Here is a 23,761-nt window from a genome sequence, read left to right on the forward strand (position 1 = left end):
CCTCCTGTTTATGCACGAATCATCTGCACAACGTTTAATCCCTGCACTTTATTATCATACTCCGCTTCCGTCATCTCTTCCGTCAAAAATCCGATTTCACCGGTTACGCCTTCGGCCTGTATATATTCTACCTTGCCAAATGCTTTTTCCACTGCTTCTTTATCCTGCGTTGTTCTGACAAAGAAACGACTCGAAGATTGCTTATAATCAACCAGCTCTAATTCCTTTTCGTCCCATTCTACATAAAGATGACGATTCAAATTAGTTGCAAGTTCCACAACATCTGCCACAACAGCACTTGCTGTCGGAAGCTTTCCTGCTCCGCTTCCATAGAACATGCCGTCTCCAAGCATATTACCATGAACAAATACTGCATTAAATACATCATTTACGCCATAAAGCGGATGATCTTCTTTTAATAAACGCGGTGCCACAATTGCCATATAGCTGTCACCAATCTTCTTACTTGTTGCAAGAAGTTTAATTGCACGTCCCATCGCCTTGGCATATTTAATATCGGTTGCGGTAATCTTCGAAATTCCTTCTGTATGAATATGCTCAAAGTTTACCTGCTGACCGGCAACAAGTGACGTCAAAATTGCAATCTTACGGCAGGCATCATAACCTTCCACGTCCGCTGTCGGATCTGCCTCCGCATATCCTTTCGCCTGTGCTTCCTTTAACACATCCGCATATTCTGAACCCTCAAAATACATCTTCGTCATCATGTAATTTGTTGTTCCATTCAAGATACCTGTAATTTCCTCTATCACATCAGCCGTCAGACAGCAGTTCAATGGACGGATAATAGGGATTCCGCCACCTACACTTGCTTCGAACTGGAAGTTGACATTTTTATCCTGCGCGATCTTAAGGAGCTGCGCACCTTTTTCTGCAACCAACGCTTTATTAGAGGTTGCAACTGATTTTCCGGCTTCAAGCGCCTGCTTTACAAATGTATATGCAGGTTCTACGCCTCCCATTGCTTCTACCACAATATCCACTTGAGGATCGCTTACGATTTCGTTATAATCATGTACTAAAATCTTCTCCACAGGGTCTCCCGGAAAATCACGAAGATCTAATACATATTTCACCCGGATATCGTCTCCAATGTGTTTAACTAGCTTCTTGTTATTTGTTTCGATTACTTCTTTGACTCCGGAACCGATGGTTCCATAGCCTAAAATTGCAACATTTACCATAGTATTACTCCCTTGCTAAGATTTTAACGGAATGTATTCCTTGTTTACTTTCGATTCTTTGCATCATCTCTTCCACATCCGAAGTCTGCGAAAGCACCTCGACACTTAAGGTCAAAGAGGCGATTCCATTAACCGGAATACTTTGATGAATTGTTAAAATATTTGCTCGCGCATTTGCCACGACCTTAAGAAGATCCGACAAAAGCCCCGGCTCATCATCCATCTGCATAACGAGTGTAATGGTTCTTCCTTTCGCATTATCGTGAAACGGAAAAATATCTTCCTTATATTTGTAAAAAGAGCTTCGGCTGATTCCCACTCTTTCTGTAGCCTCCTGCACAGACTGAGCACGCCCGGAATCTAAGAGCCATTTCGCTTCGATTACCCTTAATAGTACTTCAGGAACAGCCTTTTCTCTTAGTACATAGAATCTCTGCTTTTCTTCCATATCTTTCATCCTCTGTATTTCTGTGGTGCACAATTGTGCTAGCATGAAAGATACTACCACAAATTTCATCTAATTGCAAATGTCTAACCAAATGCTTTCGTAATCGCTTCTACCACTTTCGAATACTGCATAAAATGTGATGCTTTCACAAGGATCGTATCCCCCGGCTCTATGTAAGATAACAGTTCGTCGATGAGATTCGTTAAATTTTCATAACTTCTAACTACCTTTAAGTCTTTTGCCCCTTCTGCAATCTTTGCCGAAAGTTCCCCGCAGACAAAAAGAGCATCAATCTGTTGCTGCGAAGCGTATTGTCCTACCTCGTAATGAAGCTCGTGCTCATTCTTTCCAAGTTCCCCCATATCTCCAAGTACCGCAATCCGTCTTTTTGGCATCTTAGAAAGCACGCTAAGAGATGCTTTCATCGACATCGGATTGGCATTATAACAATCATCGATTACCGTTATCTCACCAACTTTCACCAGATTGCTTCTTCCGGAAATGGTTTTCACACTCTCGATTCCGTTCTTAATCTGCTCTGGTGTCAGATGAAATTCCATTGCAATTGCGGCTGCCGCTAGAGCATTTGACACGTTATGTTCTCCCGGAATCGGAATCGTAACAGCAATTGTCTGCTCCGGAATGTGAAGCCTGGCACTGATTGAATATGCATCTTGACTTTTCACTTCATCTGCAAAGAATATTCTTTGTTCATCTACTCTTTGCGCCTTGAGTTGCTCCACGCTTTTTACATCCTTGCAAAAGAATACCGGATGTCCTGCTTTTGTATTTTCCAACGTACGAAGCTTTTCATCGTCTCCATTTACAACTGCCTGCAATGGCTTTTTTACAACATCAAAAACTTCGGATTTTGCCTTTAATACCCCATCAAGATCAATCAGATTCTCCAGATGACATGCTCCGATATTGGTCATTACCACATAATCCGGATTCGCAATTCTCGCAAGGCGTTCCATTTCGTGAAACTCTGAGATTCCCATCTCTAACACTGCAACTTCGTGTTCTTCTTCAATGCGAAATATCGTAAGCGGAAGACCTACTTCATTATTGAAATTCCCATCGGTTTTTAAAACCTTATATTTTTGCTCTAATACCGATGCAACCATTTCCTTCGTACTGGTCTTGCCGACACTGCCAATGATTCCTACAACCGGAAGATCTAATTGCGCAAGATAATACTGTGCAAGATCCTTGAGGGCCTGATAGGTTGACTCAACCAAAATATATGGTTCTTCCGCCTGCGAAAGTTTTCGTTCACTCAGGCAGACTGCTCCGCCTAATACCACACTTTCAATATAATCATGTCCGTCTGCTTTCGCTCCTTTAAGCGGAATGAACAAACTGTTTCTTACGGCTTTACGACTGTCCGTTGTCACGCTTGTAATAATGCTTTCTTGATCTTTTACACTTCCAAAATATTGCCCCTTACAAGCGTATGCTACCTGCTCTAATGTAAGCGCTTTCATGATTTGCCTCCCTAATGGATAAAAGGCCGGCGCTTTATGCCGGCCTCTAGTCAAGACTCGCTCGCGAGTCTTGCGCGCCGGATTCGGGTCTGCTTCAGCAGACAAATTCCTGTCCGAATCCGTGTGCATCCTCGCGGAGCGTTTAACTCAGTCGGAGCTTGTACTCCGACTGAGTTAATCCGTATATTTCTTAAGTGAAACCTGTATAATATTCTCACACAACTGGTCAAAATCAACCCCTACTGCCTTTGCTTCCTGAGGCATCAGGGATGTCGGTGTCATTCCCGGAAGCGTATTTGCTTCTAAACAATACATCTCATTTTGCTCATCCAGCAAAAAGTCCATGCGGGCATAAGTATTAAGTCCAAGCCCCGTGGCAACTTCCTTGGCATAAGACTGCATCTGATGTGCAATATTGTCCGGAAGATCAGCCGGACAAGTCTCGACTGCCGCACCTGCCTGGTATTTATTTTCATAATTATAAAAACCTTCCTTTGGTGCAATCTCTATTACCGGAAGTGCTTCTCCATCGATAACAGCCACTGAGAATTCACGTCCCTTTATATACTGCTCGACAACAACCTCATCCTCGTATTTAAAGGCCTGAGCCAATGCCGCATCAAATTCTTCTTTTGTATGCGCAATAGATACTCCAACACTAGAACCTCCGCAACAAGGCTTTACTACACACGGCAAATCAATCCCTGTATATTTCACATCCACATACTTTTGTTTGTCGGAAATCGTAATTCCCATCGGTGTCGGAATCTCTGCCGTCATCAAAAGAGTCTTGGTAAGCCCCTTGTCCATCGCAAGTGCACAGGCCATATAGCCGCTTCCTGTGTATGGAATCTCCAAAAGATCAAAACAAGCCTGAATCTTACCATTTTCTCCATCTTCTCCATGAAGTCCCATAAATACAAGATCGGCTCTCTTACAAAGAGAAAGCACATTTGGGCCAAAGAAACCATCGCCGCCATCGTCCTGCGAACGCATTTGGCGGACTGCACGAATATCCGGAGACTGTTCTTTAATCTTCCCGGCATCTGCAGATACTTCTTCACTTTTTTCAAAAATATGTTCAAGTTCTTCCTCGGTTGCCTGAATGCCCAAAAACACATCCAGCAACAACGCATTATGTCCATTACGTCTTAATGCTTTTGCTATATTTGTTCCGGAGATTAATGATACATCTCTTTCTGTACTCAATCCTCCGGCCAACACTACTATATTCATCGCCTCATTATCCTCCAATCAAGCCTAGTCATCACATCGTGCAAGAAGTTGTTCCCATCTTCGATCCACTTCTTTTTGGAAAGCTTCAATAAGATGTTCATTTTCCTTCTTAAACAGATGTTTAAATCTTCCCTGTGACTTTAAAAATTCCTCAATCGGAAGCTTTTTCTTCGGCTCATAACTCAATATCCACTTTCCATCGACTACTTCAAAAAGCGGCCAGTAGCAGGTCTCAACTGCTGCCTTACAGATATCCATAATATCCGGTGTATCATAACGCCAACCTCTTGGACATGGTGCCATGATATTTAAAAACGCCGGACCTTCCGTATAAATCGCTCTTTCTGATTTCATATGCAAATCTTTAAAATTCTGCACAAATGTTGTTTGCGCCACATATGGAATATGATGTGCCGAAAGAATCTCTGCAAGATCCTTTCGATACTGTGGCTTACCTGCCGATTCGCTTCCTACCGGTGTTGTGGTTGTATCTGCATACATTGGTGTTGCAGAAGATCTTTGGATACCGGTATTCATATAAGCCCCGTTATCATAACACACATAAGTAAAATCATGTCCGCGTTCAACCGCCCCGGACAATGACTGCAAACCGATATCATAGGTTCCGCCATCACCGCCAAATGTAATGAACTTATAATCGCCCTTGATCTTACCTTTTTTCTTCAGTGCTTTATATGCCGTCTCAACACCACTCATGGTTGCGCCTGCATTTTCAAATGCACTGTGAATATAACTGTCTGCATAGGAAGTATAGGGATAAATAAATGTTGATACTTCCAAACAGCTTGTTGCATTTCCTATCACTGCATGATCCTCGTCATGAAGTCCTCGAAGCACGTTACGCACTGCTATCGATCCTCCACAACCCGCACACATTCTATGTCCCGGAGCCAAACGTTCCGGCTTACTCATCGTCTCTCGAAAATTATATGCCATCTCGCCTACCTCCTTAATCTCTTGCTCCAACGAAACGATATCCGTCGATTGGCTCGTCACTTTGTGCGAGCTGTGCAAGTTCGCTTAAAATCTGCTCTATATGTTCTTCTAATAGATCTCTTCCGCCAAGACCATAGATATAATTCATTGCCGGAATATTAAGACGCTGCGTATAAAGGGCACTTCGAAGTTCTGCCCCAAGCGGGCCTCCCATATCCGAAAAACTTTCTGCACGATCCATTACCGCAATGGCCTTTACCTTTGCTAATGCCTGTGCCAATTCTTTTCCCGGGAACGGACGGAACAATCTTACCTTCACTACGCCGGCTTTGATTCCTTTATCCCGCATGCGATCAACCAGTTCCTTTACCGTTCCTGCTGCTGAGGAAATAATAACAAACGCATACTCTGCATCTTCCATGCGATACTCCTCAAACAGTCCATACGAACGACCGGAAATCTTTTCATATTCCTTTGCGACTTCTAAAACGACGTCCTTTACATGGCTCATTGCTTCTGCCTGTGCTCTTTTTGCTTCGAAATAATATGGCGCCGTCGCATATGGTCCTACCGCATATGGGTCTTGTTCATTTAACAAATAATTTCCAGGTTCATACTCACCCACGAAATTCTTAACCACATCATCTTCTAAGACCACAATATTTTCAATTGCATGCGATGTGATAAATCCATCCTGACAAATCATAATCGGCAGTTTTACATCTTTATGCTCACTGATCCGATAAGCCTGTACAAAGTTGTCATAGGCTTCCTGATTATTTTCGGAATATATCTGAATCCAACCGGAATCCCTTGCACCCATACTGTCGGAATGATCTGCATTAATATTAATTGGTCCTGTGAGCGCTCTGTTTACTACCGCCATTGCAATTGGAAGTCGATCCGATGCTGCCACATATAACAACTCCCACATAAAGGCAAGTCCGCAAGAAGAAGTTGCTGTAACGGCTCTTGCTCCTGCTGCACTTGCACCGATACAAGCACTCATAGAACTATGCTCCGACTCTACCGGAATAAACTCGGTATCCACCTGTCCATTTGCCACAAAATCACAAAAATATTGTGGAATTTCTGTAGATGGTGTAATTGGGAACGCGGCCATAACATCCGGATTAATCTGTCTTAACGCGAGTGCAACTGCTTCATTTCCTGACATTCTGTCTTTTTTTGCCATTACTTCTCGCCTCCCATCTCAATTGCTCCAAACGGACATACTTTTGCGCAGATTCCGCATCCTTTACAATGTTCAAAATCAAAATCCGTTCTCTTACCATCTATTACCGGAATTGACGAATCCGGACAGACCGGAATACATAAGAGACACTGTCTGCACTTATCTGCATAATAAATCGGATCAATCGTTCTCCACTCACCGGTGTTAAACTGAACGGAATTCCCGGAACCTGCAATTCCCATTCCTTCCGTCAAATCCTGATATCGAACCTTTTCATGTAACTTTGAAATATCTGTTGCCATTTTACACCTCCGAAAGCGCCAACTTAAGTGCTTTCATATTTCCTTCAATGACTTCTGGTTTAGAAGCAAACTTATGTGAAAATGATTTCTCCATTTCTTCTATAAAACGTTTCTCATCCATCACGCCGCAGACTTTCACAATTGCTGCAAGCATTGGTGTATTAGGAAAATATTTTCCTAATGCTTCTATAGAAATACGTCTCGCATCGATCAAGTATACGTTTCCTTTATACCCTTTCAAATGCGGCGTAATCTCATCCATCTTCTTAGCCGTGTTAATAACAATTGCACCTTCTTCGCTAAGCCCTTTCGTAACATCAACAGCCTCTAACAATGTCTCGTCAACGACGACCACATAATCCGGCTCATAAATATTCGCATGCATGCGAATCTCTTTATCACTAATACGGTTATACGCTGTAATCGGCGCACCCATTCTCTCCGGACCATACTCCGGGAAACCCTGTACATACTTTCCTGTCTCAAAGGCTACATCCGCCAAGAGCAAGGCTGCTGTCTTAGCACCCTGACCTCCTCGGCCATGCCATCTGATTTCAATTGTTTCTTTCACTGGTTTCACCCTTCCTTATTCCGCGGTCAATTGTTTTTCTGTCGCGGACATCCATATCATATTTTCGCAATAATACGTCTTATTATAGGAAATTTTTTTCGGAAAGTCTATGCCTAGTTCCAATTTATCTAATTTTAAGAAAAGATTAGCACTTTAAATGTCTTCCCCAAAAGTGTTGCTTTCGCTTCTGACGAGGGTTCGATAGTCGAAAAAAAACACATGAACAAAATCTATGTCCATGTGTCCATTTCTTTACGCAAATTTTAATTTTACATATTGTGCAATCATCTGTGCGCATCGCTGCTTTCCGACTCGCTCCGTGTTAAGCACCAGATCGTAATTGACCGGATTGGTCCATTCCTTTCCGCCCGTATAATAGCTGTAATATTTTGCGCGGTTGCGGTCGGTACTACTGATCATCTGATTAGCACGCTCCACCGATACATGGAGCTTACTTCGGATGTTGTTGACGCAGAATCGCCGCGGCGCTTCTATGTAGACACTCACTACATTCTGATAATCCTTTAGAATATCATCGGCACACTTTCCTACAATAATACAGCTTTGCGTTCTTGCAAGGGAACGAATAATTTCGGCCTGCACATTAAATACGTTAATGTCTGACATAAAGCCTTTTTCCCAGGGCTCTAAGACGTTAGAAAGCGGCATCTTTCTGAGCGCATTGGCAATATATTTGCCGCGAAGCTTCTCATCGGTTTCCACGAATACGCTTTCCTCAATCCCGCTAAAATCGGAAGCCATTGTCAGAATCTGCCTTTCATAGCAAGGGATATTCAGCATCTCGCTAAGCATCATACCGATTTCTTTACCGCCACTTCCAAATCCTCTGGCAATTGTAATCACATAGTTCTCCACATCGCAGCCCCCATTTCTACTGTTTGTCTTTTTTCAGCACTGCATGAAGCATAACGCTTGCTCCGTTCGTACAATCCTCAGGTGTTGAATATTCATCTTCACAATGAGACAGACCTTCTTTGGACTGTACGAAGATCATCGTTGTCGGCAGCATATATGCACAAAACTGTGCGTCATGTCCGGCGCCGGAGTGAATATACTGATGCGATACTCCAATCTCCTCAGCCGCTTCCTTTACATAACCGACAAGTTCCTTATCCCAATAGACGGTATCACGGTTCCATGCCTTTTCAATCTCACAGCTGCAGCCTGCCCAGGTCTTTGTGGTGCAAGACTTTAAGATTTCCATTACCTTGGCAAGCACCTTTGGATCTTCATGACGCGCATCAAAGGAAACATCCACGTAATCCGGCACGCAAGTATGTACACACGGATGACACACAATTTCACCGGTCGTATATACTAAATCCGAATATCCAAGCTTATCAATCTCTTCATGTAGATAAACAAGTGCCTGTGAAGCAGCCAGGAGCGCATCTCGTCTCTTAGGCATTGGAAATGTACCCGCATGTGTTGTCTGACCAAAGAAGCGAATTCGATAGTTGAACATTCCAAGCACACAGTCTACAATGCCAACGGAATTGCCGGCATCTTCAAGAATTGGTCCCTGCTCAATATGCGTCTCAAACATGCACTCGTAATTGTCCGGTGAGAGACGATACTTTTTCTCTCCCTTGTAGCCGGATTTCTCAAGTGCCTCTCCAAACGTCTTTGTTCCATCAAGTACGCTTTTCGAAACCATCATATCGTCATAGCAGAACTTACTTCTGATGTCCTCCGGCAAGTAATCATAGCAGACAATTCCGGAACACATCATAGCCGGCGGATATAACGAGCCTTCCTCATTGGTCCAGATCATGGCTGTCAGCGGATGCTTGTGAGGAATGTTATGTTCATGTACCGTCTCTAACACTTCCATCGCAGAGATGACGCCTAAAATTCCATCATAATTTCCACCATTTTTCACGGAATCACAATGAGAACCCATAACGATTCTTTTGGCATCCGGATCGCTACCCGGAAGTGTTGCATAGATATTGGCTACATCATCCACTTCTATGATCGCGCCAATGGCTGTCATTCTTTTTTCAAATTCCTTTCGAGCCTTTAAAGCATCCTCCGAAAGGGAATATCTTGTAATACCACCATGTCCGGCGTCCCCGTATTTGGAAAATGTCTCAATCTTGTCTTTCATTCTTTCTATACTACATGTATACATATCTATCACTCCTTCTTCTTTACTCTGGTTCCACTCGTGATTGCCCCGACCGGACAGACCAGTTTGCACAGCTGACATCCAACGCACTTATGCGGTAAAAGTCTCGGCCCTTTTGAAGCTTCAAACTCAAGTGCCTGATGTCCACCGTCATAGCAGGAAATGTAACATCTTCCACATCCGATGCAGGTATCTCTATCAAACTTTGGATATTCAATGGTTTTTCGGTCTAGTTCTTCCGTTGGAACAATGGAGGAAAGTCCGCATCCTACAATGTCCTGCACGCGCTTTATCCGGTTCTTGGCAAGATACAGGCTAAGCCCTTCTTTTAGATCCTCAATAATTCGATATCCGTACTGCATAACCGATGTGGTAATCTGCAGGTTCTCGCATCCCAGAGCTAAAAATTCCATCGCATCACGCCACGATTCTATACCGCCCATTCCGCTGATGGGAATCTTCTTAATTCTCTCATCCCGTTTCATCTCATAGATGAACCTTAATGCAATTGGTTTGACGGCCTTTCCCGAATAGCCGCCGACTGAAGTCTTACCGGACACTACCGGTTCTGACATCCCGCTCTCAAGATGCACATTCATAATGCTTTTGATGGTATTGATAGCTGCAATTCCGTCTGCGCCTCCTTGCACAGCAGCATAAGCCGCATCTTCCATGCAGGTAATATTCGGTGTCATCTTGGCAAGGACCGGAATGGAACAAGCCGACTTAACCGCCGCGGTATACTTTCGAACCAATTCCTCATTCGTTCCGACATCGCTTCCGACACCGTCTCCCACCATCTGTGGGCAAGAGAAGTTACACTCAATAATGTCAGCTCCAACTTCTTCCATCCTGCTTGCCAGCTTCGCCCATTCTTCCTCATTGCGCCCCATAATGGATGCCACAATAATCTTGGTCGGATAATCCCGTTTCAATTGACGAAGATAAGACAGATTCTCCTCCAATGAGTGGTCTGAAATTTGCTCTAAGTTCTTAAATCCGACAAATGGTGTCTGTTCCTTTGTAAGCGCTGCAAATCTCGGCGACACTTCATCCGGCTTAAAAAATCCAATAGTCTTAAAGGCAACGCCGGCCCAGCCCATGTCAAATGCCTTTGCCACCATCTCATAATTACTACCGACAACAGAGGAGGATAAGAAAAATGGATTTTCACAGGGAATCCCGCAAAAGTCGATCGATAAATCAACGCCATCCGTCTTAACATCTTCCTGCCTGGACTCTAATGACTCAAATATCATCTTAAGGTCAACCGGACGATCGATTTTTCCTCTTGTGCAGGCCGCCATCGCTTTTTGAATACCGTCCTTGTCATATCCGGATGCCTTCAACTTGCGGTAAGCGCCGATTTCATTTTCAAATCGAAGCGAGCGAACAATTTCATCCACCGCTACCTTCCCATCACATGCTTTTGTACAGGCCGGCTCATGGCAAAGCAAACATCGACCGGCTTCCTCCCTAATCTTTATGTTTTCATATGCCATACTAATCTCCTCCGTTTTCGTTTTATTTCTTAGAATACTTTGCGCGTTTTATATATCTTCCGATGCCCGGTGTTCCGACAAACTCACCGTTGTCATACACCAGCTGACCTCTAAGATAGGTCTGCACCGGATAACCATGTAACTTCTTGCCTTCCCAGATGGTATGATCACAATCCGAATGCATGTTGCTTGCGCTGATGGTAAATTCTTTTTCCGGGTCATAGACCACAAGATCCGCATCTTTCCCGACTGCAATAGAACCCTTATCTGTGCATCCAAAGATCTTCGCAACATTTGTAGCACACAGCTCTACCACTTTTTCAAATGACAACTTCCCTTCATTTGCCGCACTAAGCATATACGGATACAGGTTTTCTACGCCCGCGCAGCCGTTTGGAATCTTGGTGAAATCATCCTTGCCCCAATCCTTTTCGTAACTTTGAAATGGACAGTGATCCGTTGCCACTGTATCAATCAAACCTGCCTTAATGGCTCTCCAAAGAGCATCCTGAGATGCCTGCCCTTTCATTGGCGGTGAGCATACAAAGTTTCGTCCGTCTTCTCTTTTGTAAACATCACAGGTAAATTCAAGATACTGCGGACAAGTCTCAACATAAATATCATGCCCTTTTTTCTTTGCTTCTATGCAAGCTTCAAGTCCTTCTTCATCCGCCATATGAACAATATAAACCGGCGTATCAAGATGACTTGCCAGATGCACAACTCTTTTATCTGCCTCCGCCTCTACAAATTCCGGACGGGACAGATAATGATACCAGGCACTAGTCTTACCTTCTCTTAGAAACTGCTCTGTTCGAAGATCGATAAGATCCGGATTCTCGGCATGAACATTAATCATAGCGCCAAGCTCTTTGGCACGAAGTAAAAGTCTTGCCAACGTTCCATCATCAACCATCATGCCTTCTTTTTTATAAACCAAAAAGCACTTAAAACTGGTGATGCCTTTTTCCACAGCTTGCTCCATCTCATTTAAGATATCCCCGTCATTTAAATCGGTAATACAGCAGTGAAATGCGTAGTCACAGCATGCTTCTTCTTTTAAGACTTCATCCTTTGAGCCGCACAGTCCGAGTATCGTCTCACCCTTATGCTGAACCGGATAGTCGAAGATGGTTGTTACACCGCCGCATACCGCAGCTCTCGTTCCGGACAGGTAGCTATCAGAAGACACCGTTCCGCCAAATGGCATCGCCATATGCGTATGTGCATCGATGGCTCCGGGAAGTACATACTTCCCGGTAACATCTACCACCTTATCTGCGGTATCGGATAGCTCCTTTCCGATTGCCACAATCTTGCCATCCTTCACGGCTACATCTGCTATAAAACTGTCTGATGCGGTGATCACGCGGCCACCTTTTAATATCATGTCCATGTCTTTTCACCTCTTTACTGTTTATTCAAAGTTCTCCGGCTTATATACCAGTACAAGTCCTGATCTTTGGAAAATCTGTGCAACCTCAACGAGATTCATTCCACCTGCATTGGCCGAAGCAAGATTTGATACCCAGGTTACACCAAAGTCTACCGTGCCGTTGTTAACAGCAGTTGTCTCTGCGATATCTCCGCCACCTGCAACGATCTCTACATCTAAGCCGACTTCTTTGTAATATCCTTTATCAAGTGCTACGTAGTAGCCCATAAACTGTGCATCCGGAAGCCATTTAAGCTGAATGGATACTTCGGATTTTTCTACGTCAAATGTGCCATCAGAAGACTTGGCTGCTTCCAGATAAGAGCTATCCCGGATGTCATCTAGTGTTAATGACTGAAGCGCTGCATCTGCATCCGAATCATCCAGGGAAATGTATTCCTTGGCAATATCGAGTGTCTGCTGCATAGCATCCTCGTCCATATTACCGATATCTGTTACGGTCTCTCCCTGTGTATCTGTGGTAACCAGTTTGGCAACTTCTTCTGCCATATACGCCTGGTGTTCAGCAGATACGGAAGAACCATAGGTGTAGCAGATTTCAGCTGCTTCTTCCGGATTTTCCACTGCATACTCCCAGCCCTTTAAGGAAGCATATAAGAATGCTGCCACTGTATTTGGATTCTCCTTCGCAAAATCTTCGGTACAGAAGATATTGTCTTCAAGCATTGCCACGCCTTCATCGTTCATGTCGATATACTCAACGCTGTCTCCATATCCGTATCCGCCGTCGTAATCATTTTTTACAAGGCCAAGCTCGTTATAAGTCATAGCAGATGCCAGTGTGATTGAGTCATCATCAAAACCATCCATCGTAAAGTCCTGGCTTAGATAATCGCTTCCAAGATCATACTTGGATAACAAGGCAAGTACTTCGTATTCATTGCCAAGTCCCCAGTTACCGACGCTTCCATTTTCCGCTGCTGCCTTAATAATATCTTCACTGGAAAGTTCTGCTGCAGATGACTGCTCCGCAGAACTTCCTGTCTGCGTTGTCTCTTCCTTACTTGATCCGCATCCTGTAAATACTGATGCGCCCATCACTACAACCGATGCCAAACTTACAATTCTTTTCATTCTTCTTTTCATACGTTTGTCCTCCTACTTTTTTCTATATTGTCAAACGGGATTCCCGGTTTAACCTTGTTTTGGATAATTCTTAAGCACTGCTTTACTTAGAACCATTAGTAATATGTATGCGCCTACGCCGATTACGCAGGCAATCATGATATACGCCCAGGCTGTTGTATACTGGGCAAGTACGATATTTTCCCGAATCTCTCTTCCAACTCCCGATATGTATTCTGCAAAATACTCACTAACAATGGCTGTCATAATCGCGGATGGAACTGCAATCTTAAGTGCCACAAATACATATGGAAGCGAGTTTGGAATGCGAAGTTTTAAGAGTACCCACTTCTTTTTCGCCGCATAGGTTGCCATCAGATCCTCTGCATACGGCGGCAGGTTTATCAGCCCCCGATAGGAATTCAGGCACATGTTCGCTCCCGTTATCAGTGCGATTACAATAATCTTGGCTACCATGCTTCGAACTTCGGCTTCACTTGACACATCCTTGGTCCAGTTATTCATAACCGGAGCCAGTGCCACGACCGGCACAGAGGCAAATGCACCAAGCACTGCGAGTCCTCCCTTGCCGATATTTGGCTTGCTCGCCGCCGCGATTGCCACCAGATATCCCAACAGACATCCGAACACCAATCCACCAATTACCTCTATGAGAGTGGTCTTTACGTTGACCATGATGTCTGCGAAGTTGCTTCCGATTAAGGAGATAATCTTCGTTGGCAGTGGCAGGATGAACAAATCCGTGTTTAAAATCTTATGTAAGCCCTGGCTCTGCCACAGGATGAAGATCACCGCTCCTAAGATTGCCGGAAAGATGATGGTTCCTGCTGCCTGTGCCTTCTTACTAGATTTTGCTCTGGCATATAAGCTCTTCTTTTTCTTGTAGACTTCTGCGCTCATCTTTCATCACCTTCCTTTTGATTTTTCTCTTATTACGGTTCTCCGGCAACATGAATTGTTCTATTCCACCAAGCAGATAGGTACTTCCGATTCCGATAAATGCACTGAAAAACACAATCAGCCAGAATACATAGATACTCATGGCATGTTTTAATGACTGCGATAAGATACAGCCAAGTCCGCCATCTCCTTGCAACGTATCCACCAGTATGGATGCGGTGATTGCCATCGGTGCGGCAATCTTAAGTCCGGAGAAGATATACGGAACTGCCGTTGGCAGTAGCACCTTTTTATATACTTCAATCGGTTTTGCCGCGTAGATGAACATCAGATCCAGCTGCTCCTTTGGCACAGACTTAAGTCCTGCCAAAGTATTCGTTGCCACCGGATAAAAGCTAAGGATTGCCGCAATGATAATACGGCTCTTATCAATATCTCCGGTTACGGCAAGCACAATCGGTGCCATACCAAGAACCGGAATCAGTAATATCAGCATCAGATACGGGAAGAACATCTTCTCGATAATTCCTGACATCTTCATCAGCACTGCCAGGATAAATCCGACTATCATTCCGATTACATAACCAACTACTGCCCGAAGGATGGTGGCCGCCGCTGCGCTAAGCACAAGGCCGGTTGCTGTCATATCCGCGGATACCGGATCTTTGGAAATCGCAGCCGCCACAATCTGATACAGATGAGGCAATATATTTTCCGGTGTTCTTTTTACGTATCCCACATATACCGCGGCGATCTCCCATCCAGCGGCAAGAAGGATAATCCAGAAGATGGTCGAAAACCATTTCTTTTCTAATAATCCTTTGAATTTCCGCATTAATAACTTCCTCCTTCAAAACTGTTTCTTACCTTGGTAACCAGTTCATTAAAATGAGGGGTTTCTCTCATCTCAAGTTCTCTTCTTTTTGGTAAGTCAATGTCGACGACTGCCGATAATCTTCCGGGATGCGGTGATAACACGCATACCTTGGTGGATAAAAATACGGCTTCCTGGATGTTATGTGTGACAAATAAAATCGTTTTATTCGTCTGCTCCCAGATTCTCAGCAAATCGATGTGAAGCTTTTCCTTGGTAAATTCATCCAGAGCTGAAAACGGCTCATCCATTAACAAGATTTCCGGTCTGAGACCAAATGCTCTTGCAATATTGACACGCTGCTGCATTCCTCCTGATAACTGACGCGGGAAATGCTGTGCAAATTCTCCCAGCCCAACAAGCTCTAACATCTCTTTGGTTCTTCGCTTGCGCTCTTCCTTTTCATACGACATAATTTCCATCGGAAGCTCGATATTCTTAGAAACGGTTCTCCAGTCCAGCAATACCGGTGCCTGAAAGACGAATCCAAATTTCTTTTCCAATCGTACTTCCTTTGGCGTCTTACCAAGAACTCTGACCTTGCCGTCTGTTGGCTCTTGCAGGTTCGCTACTGTTCTAAGAAGCGTTGTCTTTCCACATCCGGAAGGACCAAGCAGTGCCACGAATTCGCCTTCTTCAATATCCAGGTTAATTTCCTTTAAAGCTCTGACATCATTTCCGGAATTATCTTGAAATGTAACATTTAAATCTTTTATCTCAATTGCTGTATTCTTTCCTGTAACCATATTCATTCCTCCATCCAGATCATAAAAAAACACAGCTTAGGCGTATCAGCGCCGTTGCTGTGTTTCTTTTTCTACGTAGAAGTATATCTTGCTTTTCTTTGTGCTTCTATACATCGCGGCACAAAGAAAATTGTGCGTTGATTACAAATCGTATAGAGACTGATAGATTTTGATGCAATCTTCCTTCGTTATTTCTTTTCTTGTATTTGCCGGTGAACCGGATGCGATTGCATCCGTCGCCATCTTATCTATGACAGCTTCCCAGTCTTCCTGCTTAATTCCATACTCTTTTGGCGTTGGAATCTGAAGAAGTAAAACCAGCTCTTTTATCTGTGCTAAAAATGCCTGCGCCAGTTTCTCATCCGACTCTTCTTTTAGGCCAATCTCTTCGCCAAGCCGGGCAAACCGCATCGTCGCTCCGTCCATGGCCCAGTTTAAACATGCATCCAGCAGCATGGCATTACTCATGCCATGTGGCACATGAAAGAGTGCGCCGATTGGTCTCGACATTCCATGTACCAGCGTTACCGATGAATTATTGATACACACACCGGCTTCATATGCTGCCAGTGTCATCTGCTCTCTCGCTTTCGCGTTATACCCGTTTTGATAGGCAATCGGCAGATACTTCATTATTCGTTTCACCGCGCTTTTGGCATACACATCGGTAAGCGGCGAGGCACATCTTGAGGTATACGCTTCCACCGCATGTGTCAAGGCATCCATGCCGGTCATCGCCGTCACTTTTCTTGACATGTCATGTGTATTCTCCCCGCACAGTACCGCAATATCCGGAATCAGCTTATCGCCCTTAAGCAGCATCTTTACGTCTTTTTTCGAATCTGTTATTACAGTAAATCTTGTTGCCTCAGACCCGGTTCCGGCCGTTGTCGGGATTGCCACAATTCCCGGAATCTCTCCTTCAATTTCCTTTCCCATATAATCTGCAATCTCACCGCCTAAGACGCTCATAGCAGCAATCGCCTTTGCCGCATCTAACGGACTACCTCCGCCAATTCCAATCACAAACTGCGCCTTTTCCTTTTGATAGATGGCCACGCCCTTTTGAATCATTGTGTCGTCCGGCTCTGTGCTGATTTCATCAAACTGCTTATAAGCAATGTTGATCTCTTCAAGTCCCTCTCTTAGCTTTTCTACCATCGGTGATTTTCCGACGTGCGGTCCTGTTACAATCAGCGCTTTTTCTCCAAGTTGTTTCATATAAGGAAGCGCCTGTTGTAAAGCGTCTTCTCCGGTAAATACGTGATTCGGTATAAAAAAATGCGACATGATATCTTCCTTCTTTCTTTAATCTAGCATCGTCTCATCCACAATTGATAATACCTCTTTCATCTTCTCAAGTTCTTCTAAAAGCTGCTCCTTTGTGATGATCAGTGGTGGACAGATGAAAATCATATTTTCATGTGAATAGGTCATAAAGCGGCGTTCTTTCAGCATGCCGATAATCTTTGGCATCGTCTTATGTTCGTCCTTTCCATACGGAACGATTGGCTCTTTCGTCTCTTTATCTTTTACAAGTTCGATACAGGAGAATAAGCCGATGTGACGAACATCACCCACGCAGCGATAGGTTTCTTTATAAGAATCAAGCTCTTTTGCCAGGGCTGCGCCGACTGTATTAACATTCTCCAAAATCTTAGCATCCTCATAGTATTGTACACAGGCAACACCTGCCGCACAAGCCAGCGGATGTCCGGAATATGTCAGGCCGCAGGATAACAGATGATCATCAAAATACTCTGCAATCTTAGAACGAACCGCTACGCCTCCAAGCTGTACATATCCGCAGGTTACGCCTTTGGCAAATGTCACAATATCCGGTACCACATCATAATTTTCAAATGCAAACAGCTTACCGGTTCTGCCCCATCCTGCCATAACTTCATCGCAGATCATCATAATTCCAAACTCATCGCAGATCTTGCGGATACCCGGAAGGTAGCCCTTTGGCGGAAGGATGATTCCATTAGACCCTGTTATCGTCTCTACCACGATTGCCGCTACATTGTCAGCGCCTTCATAGATAATCTGCTCTCTTAATTTTCCGATGTAATACTTGCTTGCCGCTTCTTCTGATTCAAATTCAATTCCTTCTCTATAAAGATATGGATCAAAGAATTTAACGAATCCCGGAATGCCTGGCTCAAGCGGATAGCGTCTTGGCTCTCCGGTTAAGTTGCCGGCTCCAAAGGATGATCCATGATAACTTCGATATCTGGAAAATACCTTCTTTCTTCCCGTATACATACGCGCGATTTTAATTGCATTCTCATTGGCATCGGCTCCGGCATTGGTGAAGAAAACTTTGCCGAATTCTTCCGGCAGTCTGTCGATAATCATCTTCGCAAGTTTTACTCTCGGCTCTGCCGCATAAGCCGGGCCGACGAAGCAGTACTTGTCTACCTGCTCTTTAATTGCTTCATTAATCTGCTCATTTCCAAATCCGACATTTAAGTTCACAAGCTGTGATGACATGTCGGTATATCGATTTCCATCATAGTCATAGAAGTAGATTCCTTCTGCCTTTTCAATCGGAATCGGATTTAGATCCTTTTGCTTACTCCATGACTGCAGTACGTATTTTTTTGCATTTTCTTTTATCTCATTTGGTGTCATAATAACGTCCTCCTTTTTTCTTGTCCTACTACCTAGTATATTTTTCCGCGCTTTTGGAACAATAAATCATGGCCCAAATAAGTTTGGTCTATTATACAAAAACAAATTGTCTTTCGTATCTATTTATGATAGAATGCCTCTAGTATGAGACAAAGACGTCATCCGACGCTTTGTCTTTTTTTATTATATGGAAAGAAGTTGATGGTATATGGCATTAGAATTGGATCGATTGATGAAGAAAATACAACACATGGATATTACGCTTCGCGCCGGCGAGAAAGGACTAAACCACCTTGTCAGCTGGGTGCACATGATTGAAACGCTCGAAGCGTCTACTTTCCTGGAAGGCGGCGAAATCTCCATCATCACAGGTCTTGGGGTCTGCGACGACGAAAACCAGCTGCTCGCGCTGATTACGGAGATTCACAAACATGATGCGGCCGGCATTATCGTGAACATCGGGCCGTTTATTGAAGAAGTTCCGCAAGTAGTGTTAGACTTTTGCGATGAACATGACCTTCCCCTGTTTACAGTGCCTTGGAAGGTGCATCTCGCCGAGATTATGCGGCTGATCTGCTTTAGCATTACAAAAGAAGACCAGCGAAACCTTGAATCGGCATCTGCATTTAAAAATGCGATGTTCTTCCCTGACCAGGAGGAGCTGTATCTTGTTCCGCTCTCGCAAAGGAACTTTAATCCCGACTGGAAATATGCGGTCAGTGTGATGACGTTGTCTTCCAATAGCAAGGAGCAAAATCTCACCTACCGCCTAGAGCGTCTTGTACAGGCTCTCGACCACCATGCCAGGCATGAGCACTATGAACGTTTTTCTGTCTTTACCAAAGGCGAGGAGCTGTTAATCGTCGTTGGAAATTACACACAGGACGAACTGATTCATTTTATTCAGGATATGTACGAAAGAGCTCGTAGCCTGCTGCTTCCGGACGAAGAGCTCACGCTCGGCGTCGGACGGCTGACCAAGTCAATTCGTTGCCTGAACAAGAGCTACATGCAGGCTTGTTCGATTCAGAACCTGCAAAAGAATAAAAAACTGGATAAGAATGTCTTCTTTTACCCGCAGCTTGGCATCTACCAGCTGCTGCTCGGCATTGAAAATCGCGACATCTTACACGACTATTTAGATCAGACTCTAGAGCCGCTAATTGCCTACGACCGCGCTAACGACGGCGACCTGTGTGAAGTCTTAAAGTGCTACCTGGATCACAACGGAAGTGTAAAAGAAGCAGCCGATCAATTATATGTACACCGCAATACGGTTAATTACAAACTGGGAAAAGTCTCTGATATCTTAAAGATTGATTTATCCAGATTAGACGTGCGCTTAAGGCTGCTGATGGCCTTTCATATCATGGAAATGATTTGACAACAAAAAAGCTGCCGCAGTTATTGCGACAGCTTTTGATTTCATGCTTTGCTTAAGGTTCAATCTAGCATTCCGGCTCAATCAAACCATATGCACCATCTTTTCTCTTATAAACCACGTTAACTTCATCGGTATCTGCATTGCGAAATACAAAGAACTCATGTCCTAATAATTCCATCTGCACACATGCATCCTCAGCAAACATTGGTTTCATTCCAAATCTCTTGGTACGAACAATCTTAATCTCATCATCTTCTGTATCAGAATCAATAAACTCCTGCTTAAGATTTGCTCCACTTTGATAATGAGTTACCATCTTATTCTTATATTTAATAAGTTGTCTTTCCAATACTTCTGTTGCTAACTCAATGGTTACATACATATCATCGCTGACTTGCTCTGTACGAAGAATGGTTCCTTTCATCGGAATCGTAACCTCCATCTTGTTACGACCTTTTTGAGAATCAAGAGTAACATTCACCTGTGTATCCGCAGATAAATATCTCTCAAGCTTAACAAGGCGTTCTTCAACGGCTGCTTTCAGACCTTCTGTTAAGTCGATGTTTCTTCCTGTAATTGTGATTTGCATAAAAATCAGCCCCTTTACGATATATTGGTAAAAGCGTTCGCTATCACCTGATACCATTATACCATTTACGCAAATGTTAGGAAAGTAAATTTGCAAGAATTTTGGATGCATTGTAAAATGTACACAAAATAGCAGGAGGTCACAATATGCAAAAATCAGTACTCATCACAGGAGCTTCCCATGGCATTGGTAAAGCACTTGCAGAAAAATTTTCACAAGAAGGTTATAAGCTATACCTAAACGGTGCGCACGATGCCAGCGCGCTCTGTGATGTCTGCAATACGCTTCATGCCACACCACTTCTTTATGACATTAGTGATCCTAAGCAGGTCGAAGAAATGTTTTTTCTGATTGACCGGATTGATGTACTGATTAACAATGCCGGCGTATCCTACATAGGTCTTATGCAGGATATGAGCTATGAAGACTACGCCCGGGTGATGAACACCAACCTTGGAGGCGTTTTTTCCTGCTGTCAAAAGGCGATTCCCAAAATGCTTTCGCAGGGCAGTGGACGCATTGTCAATGTCACCTCCGTCTGGGGAGAAGTCGGTGCCTCCTGCGAAGCTGTCTACAGTGCTTCAAAAGGCGGGGTCAACGCTCTGACAAAAGCGCTGGCCAAGGAACTTGCACCATCCAACATCCCTGTCAATGCCGTCTCACTCGGTGTCATTGACACCCGAATGAACCATTGCTTTTCTAAGGAAGAACGAGAGGCTCTAAAAGAAGAAATCCCGGCCGGTCGCTTTGCATCTGCAAAAAGCGCCGCCGAGATGATTTATTCTGTCGCAACCGCCAATTCTTATCTAACCGGCCAGATCATACGATTTGACGGTGGCTGGATTTAGAATTTGACCCTTAGTATCATACCCAGTATTAACAGATGTGCCGGATAGAAGACATAAAATAAATATTTCATGTTAAATCCGCGTTTGCCATTATAGAAAAACATAAGTACTGCATAGATTGCCGACCCCACGGCGATTTGTGGCCTTGCAATCTCCGTTGCAATATAAATCGCTCCAATCGCCTCTTTGGACAATCGGATCTGATAGAAGGCATACATCAGCGCAATCACTGCAATTCCTTCCGCTCCATAATCCGTCTTTAATGCATAGGCAACTATCATTGCTATCACAATCGGTACAAGCCTTGCCAGGAAAAGTTCTTGTGACAGCTTTTGTGCAATGGCAATCGCCATCAGCCCAATCACCAGGGTAAAGAAGATATTTTGATGTTCGAAGTCAAGCAAACTGTTCTCGATTGCCAAATCAAATGGAATCTCTGAAATAAACGCAAAGACTCCCAGCCGAAGAATATAGTTTCTCACGTTTCTTGTCTTAAACAATCCCTCCACAATAAAAAAAGCCATTATCGGAAATGTCACGCGTCCAATAATTCGAAGCATGCTATCTAGCATAATCCAATGTTCCAACTGCTGCTGCGAAAGCGTATCACTAATCGAATAGATGCCTTCCTCGATATAAGAGGCACCTATATGATCCAGCAGCATACATATTATTGCAAAAAGTTTCAATACCGAAGCGGAAAACCCCTGAAACCTTTTTCCCTTATAAACCTGTCCTTGTAATAACCAATTCATAAATAAATCCTTTCGGTTGTCGTAGGTTGACATTTTTATATTGCACGAAACCTGCTTTTCCTGTCAACCGTTACATTTTCATTTCCTGTATTTCATGCTATACTTAATTAAATTTACTAGAGGAGGTATTTTACAATGTCTGATAACACTTCTATCTTTACGAATGATATTATATTAAGCTGGCTTAGTTACTTTTCCCGGGAAACCGACGTAAATCTTGAGAAGGTAAAGATTCTCGATATCAGCAAGAAAAAACGAAACATCATTCCAACCGTGGAATCCAAGCGTTTTGTGCTGATTTTAGCAAACGAAATCCATAAGAACTTCTTTTATGATTTGTGGTCTGCGGGACTTGGGGATTGTACCATCTGGCTAAAAGCTTCTGCTCAGCCGACCATGGAGGGATGTACTTGTGAAAAACTCGGCGACTGCATCAATACCGAGATTGACGGACCTTGCGTCATGCTGATTCGAAATGACAATGCCAAAAGTGTCTATAAGATCGGTCTGGATAATGACAGTTTCTCCAACGGTCCAATTCGTTATGTCGGCCATGAGATTCGTACCGTCATCATGGGCGAATTACACATCGATGAGAACGATACCATCTGTATCATCAGCGGTGAAAGTATTGCCGTTGAAGCTGCTATGATTGCCAACGAAGGAACTATCATTGCCGTTGAATATGCTAGGGGTGATCGCGAGACCATGGAAGACAACTTATCCAGGTTCGGACTTCACAACGTCGAGATTATCTCCGACTGTGAAGTTGCTACATTAAAGGAACATCCTGCTCCATCACTGGCTTTTATCGTGGCAACGCAGAATCTGGAAAATGAAATCAAAAATCTTCTTGAAATCAATCCAAAGATGCAGTTTGTCATCTATACCTTAGAACTTGATATCTTAAGTTCCATTCCGGAACTGTTTAAAAAATACAACATTCAGGATATGGAAGTCGTACAGATTGCCATCTCAAAACTGAATCATAAAAACGTCTTCGAGACTCAGCCTGTACCTTGGCTGATCTCAGGACAAGCATAATGATTACCCGATGGTTATGAATACATTGCAAAATCGAGTAGGAGGGAGTGACTAGCTCCCGTCCTCTCATAACACCGTACGTACCGTTCGGTATACGGCGTTTTCAATAGTTGACGTGCACAGACTGATAGGCTGTGGCTAAATCATAGAAGCCACTGTTTATCAGTCTATCTTTTGTCATCGCCATGTTGACTGCGACTGTATGTGTGGTAAACCAATATCCACGCCGACTGTTGCCAGCCATATGTGCCAAGTCCTTAGGCACACCCATCTTAATCAGATTTCGCACCTTTGTCTTGGGCTTCTTCCATTGTTTCCATATACACATACGTATTCTGTGATAGAGCCATCCATTGATTTCGTCTATGTTGTTCTTCATGCTTGCTA

At 43.7% G+C, this 23,761-nt stretch carries 24 protein-coding genes; 3 read left to right on the forward strand and 21 right to left on the reverse strand.

What is annotated here, in order from left to right:
* Window positions 1–8 precede the first annotated feature (8 nt).
* The 18 genes from BLS20_RS12330 to BLS20_RS12415 all read right to left on the reverse strand — a co-directional run bounded on the left by BLS20_RS12330 (window position 9) and on the right by BLS20_RS12415 (window position 18,793).
* Window positions 9–1,205, reverse strand: a complete 1,197-nt coding sequence (locus BLS20_RS12330; RefSeq protein WP_090174668.1) for a homoserine dehydrogenase — start codon at window positions 1,203–1,205, stop codon at window positions 9–11.
* Window positions 1,206–1,209: 4 nt separating this feature from the next.
* Window positions 1,210–1,653, reverse strand: a complete 444-nt coding sequence (locus BLS20_RS12335) for an ACT domain-containing protein (RefSeq protein WP_090174669.1) — start codon at window positions 1,651–1,653, stop codon at window positions 1,210–1,212.
* 83 nt (window positions 1,654–1,736) lie between these two features.
* A complete protein-coding gene (locus BLS20_RS12340) occupies window positions 1,737–3,140 on the reverse strand; it encodes a UDP-N-acetylmuramoyl-tripeptide--D-alanyl-D-alanine ligase (protein ID WP_090174670.1) in 1,404 nt (467 codons plus the stop codon).
* Window positions 3,141–3,314: 174 nt separating this feature from the next.
* The gene (locus tag BLS20_RS12345; protein ID WP_090174671.1) at window positions 3,315–4,376 is read right to left on the reverse strand and encodes a D-alanine--D-alanine ligase family protein; all 1,062 of its coding nucleotides are present in this window, start codon (window positions 4,374–4,376) and stop codon (window positions 3,315–3,317) included.
* Window positions 4,377–4,400: 24 nt separating this feature from the next.
* A complete protein-coding gene (locus tag BLS20_RS12350; protein ID WP_090174672.1) occupies window positions 4,401–5,333 on the reverse strand; it encodes a thiamine pyrophosphate-dependent enzyme in 933 nt (310 codons plus the stop codon).
* Between the two features lie 13 nt (window positions 5,334–5,346).
* Complete coding sequence (gene porA, locus BLS20_RS12355) at window positions 5,347–6,528, reverse strand: pyruvate ferredoxin oxidoreductase (RefSeq protein ID WP_090174673.1); 1,182 nt, start codon at window positions 6,526–6,528, stop codon at window positions 5,347–5,349.
* On the reverse strand, window positions 6,528–6,830 hold the full coding sequence (locus BLS20_RS12360; RefSeq protein ID WP_090174674.1) for a 4Fe-4S binding protein: 303 nt from the start codon (window positions 6,828–6,830) through the stop codon (window positions 6,528–6,530). Before BLS20_RS12360 ends, porA begins: the two co-directional genes overlap by 1 nt.
* Before the next feature lies 1 nt (window position 6,831).
* Window positions 6,832–7,401 (reverse strand): 2-oxoacid:acceptor oxidoreductase family protein, encoded by a 570-nt coding sequence (locus BLS20_RS12365; protein WP_090174675.1) that lies wholly within the window; start codon window positions 7,399–7,401, stop codon window positions 6,832–6,834.
* Between the two features lie 252 nt (window positions 7,402–7,653).
* Complete coding sequence (locus tag BLS20_RS12370) at window positions 7,654–8,277, reverse strand: cytidylate kinase-like family protein (protein ID WP_090174676.1); 624 nt, start codon at window positions 8,275–8,277, stop codon at window positions 7,654–7,656.
* Window positions 8,278–8,293: 16 nt separating this feature from the next.
* Window positions 8,294–9,556, reverse strand: coding sequence for a Zn-dependent hydrolase (locus BLS20_RS12375; RefSeq protein ID WP_090174677.1), 1,263 nt, complete (start codon window positions 9,554–9,556; stop codon window positions 8,294–8,296).
* A 5-nt stretch (window positions 9,557–9,561) separates the two neighbouring features.
* The gene (gene preA, locus BLS20_RS12380; RefSeq protein ID WP_278286171.1) at window positions 9,562–11,091 is read right to left on the reverse strand and encodes an NAD-dependent dihydropyrimidine dehydrogenase subunit PreA; all 1,530 of its coding nucleotides are present in this window, start codon (window positions 11,089–11,091) and stop codon (window positions 9,562–9,564) included.
* Window positions 11,078–12,451 (reverse strand): dihydropyrimidinase, encoded by a 1,374-nt coding sequence (gene hydA / locus BLS20_RS12385; protein WP_090174679.1) that lies wholly within the window; start codon window positions 12,449–12,451, stop codon window positions 11,078–11,080. Before hydA ends, preA begins: the two co-directional genes overlap by 14 nt.
* Before the next feature lie 21 nt (window positions 12,452–12,472).
* Window positions 12,473–13,597 (reverse strand): ABC transporter substrate-binding protein, encoded by a 1,125-nt coding sequence (locus tag BLS20_RS12390; protein ID WP_090174680.1) that lies wholly within the window; start codon window positions 13,595–13,597, stop codon window positions 12,473–12,475.
* Window positions 13,598–13,645: 48 nt separating this feature from the next.
* Window positions 13,646–14,497 carry an ABC transporter permease gene (locus BLS20_RS12395; RefSeq protein WP_090174681.1) on the reverse strand — a complete coding sequence of 284 codons (852 nt, stop codon included), beginning with the start codon at window positions 14,495–14,497 and terminating at the stop codon, window positions 13,646–13,648.
* Window positions 14,442–15,332 carry an ABC transporter permease gene (locus BLS20_RS12400; RefSeq protein WP_090174682.1) on the reverse strand — a complete coding sequence of 297 codons (891 nt, stop codon included), beginning with the start codon at window positions 15,330–15,332 and terminating at the stop codon, window positions 14,442–14,444. The genes BLS20_RS12395 and BLS20_RS12400 overlap by 56 nt, the downstream gene beginning before the upstream one ends.
* Window positions 15,332–16,117, reverse strand: a complete 786-nt coding sequence (locus BLS20_RS12405) for an ABC transporter ATP-binding protein (protein WP_090174683.1) — start codon at window positions 16,115–16,117, stop codon at window positions 15,332–15,334. The genes BLS20_RS12400 and BLS20_RS12405 overlap by 1 nt, the downstream gene beginning before the upstream one ends.
* Window positions 16,118–16,258: 141 nt before the next feature.
* Window positions 16,259–17,410, reverse strand: a complete 1,152-nt coding sequence (locus BLS20_RS12410) for an iron-containing alcohol dehydrogenase (RefSeq protein WP_423230187.1) — start codon at window positions 17,408–17,410, stop codon at window positions 16,259–16,261.
* Window positions 17,411–17,425: 15 nt separating this feature from the next.
* On the reverse strand, window positions 17,426–18,793 hold the full coding sequence (locus BLS20_RS12415) for an aminotransferase class III-fold pyridoxal phosphate-dependent enzyme (RefSeq protein WP_278286172.1): 1,368 nt from the start codon (window positions 18,791–18,793) through the stop codon (window positions 17,426–17,428).
* A 169-nt stretch (window positions 18,794–18,962) separates the two neighbouring features.
* Here BLS20_RS12415 and BLS20_RS12420 point away from each other — a divergent pair, with 169 nt between their 5' ends.
* Window positions 18,963–20,138 carry a PucR family transcriptional regulator gene (locus BLS20_RS12420; protein WP_090174686.1) on the forward strand — a complete coding sequence of 392 codons (1,176 nt, stop codon included), beginning with the start codon at window positions 18,963–18,965 and terminating at the stop codon, window positions 20,136–20,138.
* 64 nt (window positions 20,139–20,202) lie between these two features.
* Here the strand turns inward: BLS20_RS12420 and hpf are convergent, their stop codons facing one another.
* The gene (hpf, locus tag BLS20_RS12425) at window positions 20,203–20,727 is read right to left on the reverse strand and encodes a ribosome hibernation-promoting factor, HPF/YfiA family (protein WP_090174687.1); all 525 of its coding nucleotides are present in this window, start codon (window positions 20,725–20,727) and stop codon (window positions 20,203–20,205) included.
* A 146-nt stretch (window positions 20,728–20,873) separates the two neighbouring features.
* Here hpf and ymfI point away from each other — a divergent pair, with 146 nt between their 5' ends.
* Window positions 20,874–21,575, forward strand: a complete 702-nt coding sequence (gene ymfI / locus BLS20_RS12430) for an elongation factor P 5-aminopentanone reductase (RefSeq protein WP_090174688.1) — start codon at window positions 20,874–20,876, stop codon at window positions 21,573–21,575.
* On the opposite strand, the gene BLS20_RS12435 is transcribed toward ymfI, so the two are convergent.
* Window positions 21,572–22,330 carry a TraX family protein gene (locus tag BLS20_RS12435; protein ID WP_176762412.1) on the reverse strand — a complete coding sequence of 253 codons (759 nt, stop codon included), beginning with the start codon at window positions 22,328–22,330 and terminating at the stop codon, window positions 21,572–21,574. The two genes, ymfI and BLS20_RS12435, sit on opposite strands and share 4 nt — an antisense overlap.
* Window positions 22,331–22,465: 135 nt before the next feature.
* Here BLS20_RS12435 and BLS20_RS12440 point away from each other — a divergent pair, with 135 nt between their 5' ends.
* Window positions 22,466–23,374: a precorrin-6B methylase gene (locus tag BLS20_RS12440; protein WP_090174690.1), complete on the forward strand. Its 909-nt coding sequence runs from the start codon at window positions 22,466–22,468 to the stop codon at window positions 23,372–23,374.
* A 103-nt stretch (window positions 23,375–23,477) separates the two neighbouring features.
* Here the strand turns inward: BLS20_RS12440 and BLS20_RS12445 are convergent.
* Window positions 23,478–23,761 (reverse strand): group II intron maturase-specific domain-containing protein (locus BLS20_RS12445; protein WP_090174694.1); only part of this gene is annotated, 284 nt, incomplete at its 5' end.

The sequence above is a fragment of the Eubacterium oxidoreducens genome (genome assembly GCF_900104415.1).
Lineage (GTDB): Bacteria > Bacillota > Clostridia > Lachnospirales > Lachnospiraceae > Eubacterium_C > Eubacterium_C oxidoreducens.

Excerpts from the sequence above, each read along its gene's own strand:
- BLS20_RS12330 (WP_090174668.1), bottom strand. The coding sequence starts at position 1,205 with ATGGTAAATGTTGCAATTTTAGGCTATGGAACCATCGGTTCCGGAGTC.
- BLS20_RS12335 (WP_090174669.1), bottom strand. The coding sequence starts at position 1,653 with ATGGAAGAAAAGCAGAGATTCTATGTACTAAGAGAAAAGGCTGTTCCT.
- BLS20_RS12340 (WP_090174670.1), bottom strand. The coding sequence starts at position 3,140 with ATGAAAGCGCTTACATTAGAGCAGGTAGCATACGCTTGTAAGGGGCAA.
- BLS20_RS12345 (WP_090174671.1), bottom strand. The coding sequence starts at position 4,376 with ATGAATATAGTAGTGTTGGCCGGAGGATTGAGTACAGAAAGAGATGTA.
- BLS20_RS12350 (WP_090174672.1), bottom strand. The coding sequence starts at position 5,333 with ATGGCATATAATTTTCGAGAGACGATGAGTAAGCCGGAACGTTTGGCT.
- porA (WP_090174673.1), bottom strand. The coding sequence starts at position 6,528 with ATGGCAAAAAAAGACAGAATGTCAGGAAATGAAGCAGTTGCACTCGCG.
- BLS20_RS12360 (WP_090174674.1), bottom strand. The coding sequence starts at position 6,830 with ATGGCAACAGATATTTCAAAGTTACATGAAAAGGTTCGATATCAGGAT.
- BLS20_RS12375 (WP_090174677.1), bottom strand. The coding sequence starts at position 9,556 with ATGTATACATGTAGTATAGAAAGAATGAAAGACAAGATTGAGACATTT.
- hydA (WP_090174679.1), bottom strand. The coding sequence starts at position 12,451 with ATGGACATGATATTAAAAGGTGGCCGCGTGATCACCGCATCAGACAGT.
- BLS20_RS12390 (WP_090174680.1), bottom strand. The coding sequence starts at position 13,597 with ATGAAAAGAAGAATGAAAAGAATTGTAAGTTTGGCATCGGTTGTAGTG.
- BLS20_RS12395 (WP_090174681.1), bottom strand. The coding sequence starts at position 14,497 with ATGAGCGCAGAAGTCTACAAGAAAAAGAAGAGCTTATATGCCAGAGCA.
- BLS20_RS12400 (WP_090174682.1), bottom strand. The coding sequence starts at position 15,332 with ATGCGGAAATTCAAAGGATTATTAGAAAAGAAATGGTTTTCGACCATC.
- BLS20_RS12405 (WP_090174683.1), bottom strand. The coding sequence starts at position 16,117 with ATGGTTACAGGAAAGAATACAGCAATTGAGATAAAAGATTTAAATGTT.
- BLS20_RS12420 (WP_090174686.1), top strand. The coding sequence starts at position 18,963 with ATGGCATTAGAATTGGATCGATTGATGAAGAAAATACAACACATGGAT.
- hpf (WP_090174687.1), bottom strand. The coding sequence starts at position 20,727 with ATGCAAATCACAATTACAGGAAGAAACATCGACTTAACAGAAGGTCTG.
- ymfI (WP_090174688.1), top strand. The coding sequence starts at position 20,874 with ATGCAAAAATCAGTACTCATCACAGGAGCTTCCCATGGCATTGGTAAA.
- BLS20_RS12435 (WP_176762412.1), bottom strand. The coding sequence starts at position 22,330 with ATGAATTGGTTATTACAAGGACAGGTTTATAAGGGAAAAAGGTTTCAG.
- BLS20_RS12440 (WP_090174690.1), top strand. The coding sequence starts at position 22,466 with ATGTCTGATAACACTTCTATCTTTACGAATGATATTATATTAAGCTGG.